Source organism: Glycomyces tarimensis (assembly GCF_054776215.1).
In genome coordinates, this window is the sequence record NZ_BAAHCB010000033.1 from 22,667 (window position 1) to 29,980 (window position 7,314).

The 7,314-nt window shown below is 66.9% G+C and carries 8 protein-coding genes; 4 read left to right on the forward strand and 4 right to left on the reverse strand.

All coding sequences use genetic code 11. The features are described 5' to 3' along the window. Window positions 1–38: 38 nt before the first annotated feature. Complete coding sequence (locus tag ACYVK3_RS20655) at window positions 39–695, forward strand: HAD family hydrolase (protein WP_460499236.1); 657 nt, start codon at window positions 39–41, stop codon at window positions 693–695. Between the two features lie 56 nt (window positions 696–751). Here the strand turns inward: ACYVK3_RS20655 and ACYVK3_RS20660 are convergent, their stop codons facing one another. After that, complete coding sequence (locus ACYVK3_RS20660) at window positions 752–1,057, reverse strand: winged helix-turn-helix transcriptional regulator (protein ID WP_460499238.1); 306 nt, start codon at window positions 1,055–1,057, stop codon at window positions 752–754. 125 nt (window positions 1,058–1,182) lie between these two features. On the opposite strand from ACYVK3_RS20660, the gene ACYVK3_RS20665 reads away from it, so the two are divergent. After that, on the forward strand, window positions 1,183–2,118 hold the full coding sequence (locus tag ACYVK3_RS20665) for an NAD(P)-dependent oxidoreductase (RefSeq protein WP_460499239.1): 936 nt from the start codon (window positions 1,183–1,185) through the stop codon (window positions 2,116–2,118). Between the two features lie 26 nt (window positions 2,119–2,144). Further along, window positions 2,145–3,011, forward strand: coding sequence for an NAD(P)-dependent oxidoreductase (locus ACYVK3_RS20670; RefSeq protein WP_460499240.1), 867 nt, complete (start codon window positions 2,145–2,147; stop codon window positions 3,009–3,011). A gap of 14 nt (window positions 3,012–3,025) precedes the next feature. On the opposite strand, the gene ACYVK3_RS20675 is transcribed toward ACYVK3_RS20670, so the two are convergent. Next, on the reverse strand, window positions 3,026–3,880 hold the full coding sequence (locus ACYVK3_RS20675) for a helix-turn-helix transcriptional regulator (protein ID WP_460499241.1): 855 nt from the start codon (window positions 3,878–3,880) through the stop codon (window positions 3,026–3,028). A 131-nt stretch (window positions 3,881–4,011) separates the two neighbouring features. Here ACYVK3_RS20675 and ACYVK3_RS20680 point away from each other — a divergent pair, with 131 nt between their 5' ends. Further along, the gene (locus ACYVK3_RS20680) at window positions 4,012–4,764 is read left to right on the forward strand and encodes an NAD(P)H-dependent oxidoreductase (protein WP_460499243.1); all 753 of its coding nucleotides are present in this window, start codon (window positions 4,012–4,014) and stop codon (window positions 4,762–4,764) included. A 101-nt stretch (window positions 4,765–4,865) separates the two neighbouring features. On the opposite strand, the gene ACYVK3_RS20685 is transcribed toward ACYVK3_RS20680, so the two are convergent. Continuing rightward, window positions 4,866–6,161, reverse strand: coding sequence for a KamA family radical SAM protein (locus ACYVK3_RS20685; protein WP_460499244.1), 1,296 nt, complete (start codon window positions 6,159–6,161; stop codon window positions 4,866–4,868). Between the two features lie 214 nt (window positions 6,162–6,375). Then, window positions 6,376–6,801 (reverse strand): OsmC family protein, encoded by a 426-nt coding sequence (locus tag ACYVK3_RS20690; protein WP_460499245.1) that lies wholly within the window; start codon window positions 6,799–6,801, stop codon window positions 6,376–6,378. Window positions 6,802–7,314: the final 513 nt, after the last annotated feature.

Consider the following 7,314-nt stretch of genomic DNA (forward strand, 5'->3'; position numbering starts at 1 on the left):
CCGCCGGCCCCGGCGAGCCCCGCCGTACCGTCTAAGACGTGAATGACTTCCCGCAAGCCGTACTCTTCGACATGGACGGCACCCTCGTAGACTCCGAGCCGCGCTGGGACGTGGCGCTGGCCGAACTCGCCGTACTGCTGGGCGGCACCCTCGACGAGGACGCCCGCAAGAGCATGGTCGGCACCAACGAGGGCGCCTCGGTCGTCATCCTCCTCGAGAGCCTCGGCCTGCCCCTCGACACCGCCCCCGAACACCAGGCGTGGCTGCGCGGGCGCATGCGCGAACTGTTCGCCGCCGGCGTCCCCTGGAAACCCGGCGCCCGCGAACTCCTCCTCGAATCCCGCGCCGCCGGACTGCCCATCGCCCTGGTCACCTCCACCCCGCGCGAACTGACCGACCTGGTGCTCCGGCAGCTCGGCACGGAGAACTTCGACGTCACCATCTGCGGCGACGAAGTCGAACACAAAAAGCCCGACCCCGAGCCCTACCACACCGCCGCCGAAAAACTCGGCGTCGACATCGCCCGCTGCATCGTCCTCGAGGACTCCTTCGCCGGCGTCAGCTCCGCGCTCGCCGCCGGCGCGGTCACCCTCGCGATCCCCAGTGAAGTGGCCCTGCCGCCGGGGCTCGAAGTCCTCACCCTCGAGAGCCTCAGCGGCGTCGACCTCGCCTACCTCCGCGGCCTCGCCGCCTGACCGAACCGGTCCAAGACGGGAAAGACGCCGCCGGCGGCGCCACCGCCGGGCCGGTTCTATGCCTCGCGGGCTTCGGCAAGGTGGCGATGCTTGTCGCCCCAGACCTCCAGCGGCGCCAGCGCCTCGTTCAGCTCCTCGCCCAGCGGCGTCAGCGAATACTCGACCCGGGGCGGCACCTCCGCGTACAGCTCACGGTGCACGACGCCGTCGGCCTCCAGCTGCCGCAGATTCTCCGAGAGCACCTTCTCGCTCACACCGTCGAGCATCCGCCGGATCTGCCCGAACCGCTTGGGACCCTCGCCCAGCACCCACATCAGGTGCATCTTCCACTTCCCGCCGACCACGTCGATCGCAACCGACATGCCGCAGGCTTGATCTGCGTCACCAACAGGCTGCACCGGACCCCTCCCGACCATATTCCGAACCTCGCCGTAAGTAACCCCACCTGAAAGTGCGGTCTTGTGAAGCCTACCCACTCGGGCAACGATTGGCTCGGCGCCGAGAAACCGAGCAACCACCGCACCCGAAGGGGCACATGATGTCGCAACCGAACACCCGCCGATCCGTCACCGTCGTCGGCCTCGGCCCGATGGGCCGGGCCATGGTCAAGGCGTTCCTCGCCGCCGGCGTCGACGTCACCGTCTGGAACCGCACCGCCGCGAAAGCCGAAGCCATGGTCGAACTCGGCGCCAAGCGCGCTTACACCATCGCCGACGCACTCGACGCCAACGAGGTCATCGTCGTCAGCCTCACCCACTACCAGGCCATGTACGACTCCCTCGGCCAGGCGACCGACCACCTGAAAGGCAAGGTCATCGCCAACCTGTCGTCGGACTCGCCCGAGAACGCCCGCAAGGGCGCCGCATGGGCCCTCGAACACGGCGCCGAGTACCTCGTCGGCGGGTTCATGTCCCAGGGCGACGACATCGCCCATCCGGACTCCTACCTGTACTTCAGCGGCCCCCAGGACCTCTTCGAGACCCACAGGGACCTCCTGCGGCCCCTGAGCCATCAGGAGTACCTCGGCGAGGACTACGGCCTCGCCCAGGTCTTCTACCAGGCCGAGCTCGCCCTGTTCCACTCGTTCCTCATCGGCTGGGAACAGGCCCTGGCGATCATCGATCGCTCTGGCGCCGACCTCGACCGCTTCGTGGCGAACGCGGCGGGCCATCCCGAGAGCTACCGCGACTTCATGCGCGAATTCGCCGAAGCCGCCAAGCAAGGCGGCTGGGGCGAGGTGCACAACTTCAAGATGATGCACGCCGGAGCGCAGCACGTCATCGAGGCGAGCGAGGACCTCGGCGTCGACGCGGCGCTCACCAAGACGATCCAGGACTACTACCGGCGCGCCATCGACGCCAGCGAGGCCGCCGGGAAGCCCGTCCCGGTCTACCAGATCCTCCGCGGCGACGCCGCCCACTAGACCCACCACGGAAAGGACACATCGATATGGCAACAGGCACCATCACGGTCCTCGGGCTCGGCAACATGGGCTCGGTCATGACCGAACGACTCCGCGAGAGCGGCTACGACACCACCGTCTGGAACCGCACCGCCGCCAAGACCGAACCGCACGTCAAGGCCGGATCGACCGCGGCGGCCACCGTCGCCGAAGCCGTCAACTCAGGCGACATCGTCCTGGTGGTCCTACTCGACCACGCCGGCGTCCACGAGCGCCTCGAACCGGTGGCCGACGAACTGAAGGGCAAGGTCGTCGTCAACCTGACGACCACCACGCCGAACGAGGCGCGAACCACCGCCGCCTGGGCCGCCGAGCACGGCATCGCCTATCTCGACGGCGCGATCATGGCCACACCGGACATGATCGGCGAACCGGGATCGCTCCTGTTCTACTCCGGCAGCGAGAACGCCTTCGCCATCGCGGGCCCCGTCTTGGAACGCTTCGGGGACGCGCGGTTCGTCGGCGCGGACGCCGGCGTCGCCTCCCTCAAGGACATGGCCCTGCTCTCGGCGATGGACCTCATGTTCAGCGGCCTTCTTCAGGCCGTGGCCATGATGCGCACGACCGGAGCCGCCGCCGTCGACACCGCCGAGGAGGTCACCGCGTGGCTCGGCGCCATGCTGCCGCACCTGCGGGGCCTTGCCGAGATCATCGACGGCGGCACCTACGACACGGGCGACCAGTCCGTTGACTTCACCCGCGCCGCGCAGGCCTCCATGATCACCGCCAGCCGGGAGCAGGGGATCAGGGCCGACCTGCTGGAGCCGCACCTGAAGCTCCTGAACGAGCTCTCCGCCACCGGCAGAGGCGCCGACGACTGGCCCGCCATCATCGAGCTGCTGACCATCAAATGAGCGCCCCGCTGGGGTCAGGCCGATGCGCCCGACCCCAGCAGCCGCAGCTTGTCGTGGTCGTCGGTACCCGGCGAGGCCGACAGCGTCACCATCGACTGGCCGCTGCCGTCGGCGACCCGGAACTGCTCCTTCTGCAGTGACAGCGTGCCCACGATCGGGTGATCGAACTGGACCGTCCCGATATTGCAGTCCTTCACCTCGGCCTGCGCCCACAGTTCCGCGAAGTCGCGCGACCGCATCGACAGTTCACCGATCAGCGACGTCAACTCGCGATCCTCCGAGAACAGCGCCGCGACCTTGCGCAACTGCGCCACCGTGTCGGCCGCGCAGGCGTGCCAGGCGGGGAAGAACTGCCGAGAATCGTCGTCGAACAGCAGCCGTGCGAAGTTCGGATGCCGGTCCACGTCCCAACCCAACGGCTGGTACAGGGCCCGCGCCATCTCGTTCGCCACCAGCACATCCATCCGGTGGTTCTGGAGCAGTGCCGGGAAGGCGTCGATCGACTGGAGCATCGTGCGCAGCTCCGGTCGGATGTCGGCGCACGGATGCCCCGGCTCCAGGCGCGTGTAGCCCGCCAGCCGGTGCAGGTGCCCGCGCGTGGTCTCGTCGAGCCGGAGCGCGCGCGCCACCGCGTCCAACACCTGATCGGACGGCCGCTTCGCCCGACCCTGCTCCAAGCGCGTGTAGTAGTCCACGCTCACACCGGCCAGCAGCGCCAGCTCCTCCCGACGCAAGCCGGGCACGCGCCGCCGCGAATCATCGGGCAGTCCCACCTCTGACGGATTCACGCGAGCCCGTCGTGCCTGCAGGAACTTGCCCAGATCGGCCACATCTTCGAGCCGGTGAATCTCGGCCGTCTCCGGATCCATGCGGATCACCTCCGCCGCAAGTATCACCGGTGACGCGGCCGAGTGCCTAGGTCCGTCAGTCCTATGGTCGAACGAACCCAGGTCGAACAGGCGTCTGGCAGCCCTTCCGGATCGGCGCCAGCATGGTCCCCATGAACCTTCACCTCGTCTACGCCCACCCGTCCGAGGCCTCGCTCAACGCCGCACTGCGCGACGAGATGATCGAGACGCTCGAAGCGCTCGGTCACACGACGACACTCAGCGACCTGTACGCCATGAAATGGAAGGCCGTCGCCGACTACGACGACTTCGGCCCCACCGAAAGCCGCGACTTCATGCGCGCCTCGGGAGAGTCCTACGAAGCCGGGACGCTCTCCGCCGACATCCGCGTCGAGCAGGAGAAGCTCCTGGCCGCCGACGCGGTCGTCTTCCAGTTCCCGCTGTGGTGGTTCACCATGCCCGCCATCATGAAGGGATGGGTCGACCGGGTCCTCACCAACGGCTTCGGATACGGCGGCACCAGCTCTTGGAAGCGGTACGGGGACGGCAAGCTCGCCGGCAAGCGGGCGATGGTCGTCGTCACGGCCGGCGCCGGCGAACCCCACCTGTCGGACCGCGGCATCAACGGCAGCATCGACGACCTGCTCTTCCCGATCCACCACGGTGTCTTCTTCTACACCGGCATGCAGGTGCTTCCGCCGGTCGTCATCCCCAGCGCGGTGCGATTGGACGAGGACGGCTACGCCGACGCCGCGGGCCGGCTCCGCCACCGCCTCGAAACCCTCGAGACGACCGAACCGATCGCCTACCGGAGCCAGGACAGCGGCGACTACGACGAGCAACGCCGACTCAAGCCCGGCCTGGAGCGCCCAGGCGCCGCAGGATTCGGCCTCCACGTCGCTTGAACACGCGAAAGCCGGAGCGGTGGGGGCCGCTCCGGCTTCGAAGTTCGCTCCTGCCAGGCCAACGATCGCAATGTTGAGCGTGTACGGACTCTCCCGCAGGGCTAGGCCTCGAACGGGAACTTATCGGCGAACGCGGGCTTGAGGTCGTCGACCCAGACCGCGTTCTCGTCGTACTGGGCGAAGAACGGACGGCCGACCAGTTCGGGGTTCCGAGCCTGGAGCATCCGAAGCGCGAACACCTTCTCGCCGTTGATGTCAACGACGCCGTCCACGGCCACCTTGCCGGGCGTCGCCGACATGGACGGGCCGCGCACGGTCCGGCACAGGCCGGAGACCTGGCTGAACGCGTCCCGGAAGATCTCCCACGCCCGCACCAGCGGTACCGAGAAGTAGTCTTGGGGACCGGTGTCGCGCTCGACGAACATGTAGTACGGGATCATCCCGAGCTTGTGCTGGGTGCGCCACATCTGCGCCCACTGGTCCGCGTCGTCGTTGATGGTGCGGATCAGCGGCGCCTGGGTGCGGATGGTCGCGCCGGTCTCCCGGATGCGGCGGACCGCCTCTTGGACCAGCTCGGACTCCATCTCCTTGTGGTGCGAGAAGTGCGCCATGAACGCCAGGTTCCGGCCCGACTTCGCGACCTCCTCGAACAGGCGCAGCGTGGCGTCGGCGTCCGGGTCGGTGACGAAGCGCTGCGGCCAGTAGGCCAGTGCCTTCGAACCGATGCGAATCGACTCCACGTGGTCCATGGACAGGAGCGGCTCGATGTAGCGGCGCAGGACCGACTCGCCCATGATCATCGGGTCGCCGCCGGTCAGCAGCACGCTGCTGACCTCCGGGTGGCGGCGCACGTAGCCGGTGAGCTGCTCGACGTCGTTGTTCGCGATCTTCAGATCGTCGATCCCGACGAACTGCGCCCACCTGAAGCAGTAGGTGCAGTAGGCGTGGCACGTCTGCCCTTGCTGGGGGAAGAACAGCACCGTCTCCCGGTACTTGTGCTGGAGGCCCTGGATCGTCTCTTCGCCGGCCTTGGGGATGTTCAGCTGGATCTGGCCGGCCGGGTGCGGGTTGAGCTTGAACCGCACCTCGTTGGCCGCCGCCGTGATCTCCTGCTTGGAAGCGTCGTTCTTCAACAGCTCCGCGATGTGGTCGACATCCTCGGCTGGCAGCATGTCCTCCTGTGGGAAGACCAGCCGGAACATCGGGTCGTCGAACGCGTTGTCCCAGTCGATGAGCTCATCGACGACGTAGGCGTTGGTGCGGAACGGCAGCACCGAAGCCACCGCCCTTGTCCGGAGCCTCTGCTCCTCGGTCAGCGACGCGCGCTTCAACAAGTCGTCAAGGTGACGGATGGTGTAGGCGCGGAATCGCCGACCAGTGCTCTCGGGCGTAGTCACGACGAACTCGACCTCCTCTACGTGTGAGTTTTTTCAGCTGGGCAGACGGGTGCACTTATGAAGATGTGCGCGAAACCAACGTTCACCGTGCCGATCCCCGACTGGACTCGGTCAGAGGAGCGACTCCGTGATGCCGCGATCACGGACGGTGCACCTGATGCTTTCGCGCACAGCGTGCGTTCATTATGAAGATTTGTCTCGCTTGGGATCGACCCTAACTCAGCGTCGCATCCAGCGAGATCGGGACCGCATTGAGCGCCTGGCTCACGGGGCAGTTCTCCTTGGCCCCGTTGGCGAGTTCGTTGAACTGCTCAGCGTCGATCCCCGGAATGGCGGCCCGCACGGTCAGCGCGATGCCGGTGATCCCCGTGCCCGGTTTGAAGTCGACGGAGGCCTCGGTCACGAGCTCCTCCGGCGTGAATCCGGCCTTGCCGAGAGCGGCAGAGAAGGCCATGGAGAAGCAGGAGGCGTGCGCCGCGCCGATGAGCTCCTCGGGGCTGGTCTTGCCCTCGGGATCGTTCGCGCGAGATGCCCACGTTACTGGGGTGTCCGGCAGGCCGGACGAGATGAAGCTGGTGACGCCGCTGCCGTTCTGGAGGTCGCCGGTCCAACGGGTGCTTGCTTTGCGAGTGACTGACATGCATTCTCCTCTGATTCAAAGTTGTCGGTGCTCGCAGGCTAACAGTCGAAGCTTGACCGGCCGGTACCGTCCGCGCCGACGGCCGGGCACCTCGGCCGGCCGCCGATCCACCCGAAGCTCTTGACGTCTTCCCTGTTCAGCAGTATCGTCGAGGGTAAGTCGGACCCCCGATTCGACCCCTCGCAGGAGCGTGTATAGTTGTCTATGCCCGCGGGGGAACGGAACGGCCGACAAGGCCGGTCCGGAGATCACGGAGGCACGCGACAGGCTCGGGAGAGCGCTGGCGCGGTCCGAAGATCGAAGCGTGGGGATCACCTGAGACTCGATATAGAGGCTCGACTGCCCGTGAGCGAGGTCATCAACCTCGCGTTAGACGGCGCAGATTGCGACTGCTAAAGTAGTCAAGTTGCTCCGGCTGAGGCTGATATGGATTGATTCCATTATCGCTTGGTTGTGGCGTGTTGTTTGAGAACTCAACAGGGTGTTTGGATGGTCGACGTGCGGGCTGGCCGG

Excerpts from the sequence above, each read along its gene's own strand:
- ACYVK3_RS20660 (WP_460499238.1), bottom strand. The coding sequence starts at position 1,057 with ATGTCGGTTGCGATCGACGTGGTCGGCGGGAAGTGGAAGATGCACCTG.
- ACYVK3_RS20690 (WP_460499245.1), bottom strand. The coding sequence starts at position 6,801 with ATGTCAGTCACTCGCAAAGCAAGCACCCGTTGGACCGGCGACCTCCAG.
- ACYVK3_RS20680 (WP_460499243.1), top strand. The coding sequence starts at position 4,012 with ATGAACCTTCACCTCGTCTACGCCCACCCGTCCGAGGCCTCGCTCAAC.
- ACYVK3_RS20670 (WP_460499240.1), top strand. The coding sequence starts at position 2,145 with ATGGCAACAGGCACCATCACGGTCCTCGGGCTCGGCAACATGGGCTCG.
- ACYVK3_RS20675 (WP_460499241.1), bottom strand. The coding sequence starts at position 3,880 with ATGGATCCGGAGACGGCCGAGATTCACCGGCTCGAAGATGTGGCCGAT.